Below are 622 nucleotides of genomic sequence, written 5' to 3'. Positions count from 1 at the left end.
TCACCGTCACCTGCTGATCCACGGTACCGCCGTTGCCATCGTTAACCGTGACGGTATAGGTCTGGGTCAGCACCTGACCCGCGGCCAGGTCATCAATATCGGCATCGGGCACCGTGAAGGTCCAGTCTACCTGGCCGGTGCCGTCACTGGTGGTGTTGTTGCTGACCGTCGGGGTAAAGGAGCCCAGGTACCCGGTGGTGTCGGAGGTGACGCTGACGGTCTGCACATCGGTAAGGTCCACATCGGCGATGGTGAAGCTGCCACTGTCGGACAGGGTATCGGTATTTTCGCCGGTGCCGCCATCCACAATCTCGGTCACCGCGCCGGTGACATCGGTGGCCGCAGTAATGGTCGGTACATCATTGGTGCCGGTGATGGTCACCGTCACCTGCTGATCCACGGTACCGCCGTTACCATCGTTAACCGTGACGGTATAGGTCTGGGTCCGCACCTGACCTGCGGCCAGGTCATCAATATCGGCATCGGGGACACTGAAGGTCCAGTCCACCTGCCCGGTGCCGTCGCCGGTGGTGTTGTTGCTGACCGTCGGCGTAAAGGAGCCCAGGTACCCGCTGGTGTCGGAGGTGACACTGACGGTCTGGACATCGGTGAGATCCACATC

1 protein-coding gene is annotated in these 622 nt (G+C 61.4%); it reads right to left on the bottom strand.

What is annotated here, in order from left to right:
• A partial coding sequence (locus tag AK963_RS30295) for a VCBS domain-containing protein (RefSeq protein ID WP_202969964.1) occupies positions 1-622 on the bottom strand: 622 nt, incomplete at both ends.

This window comes from Endozoicomonas atrinae (assembly GCF_001647025.1).
Classification (GTDB): Bacteria; Pseudomonadota; Gammaproteobacteria; order Pseudomonadales; family Endozoicomonadaceae; genus Endozoicomonas; species Endozoicomonas atrinae.
Note: the sequence above shows the minus strand (reverse complement) of the source record. Positions and strands in the feature narration are given on the sequence as shown.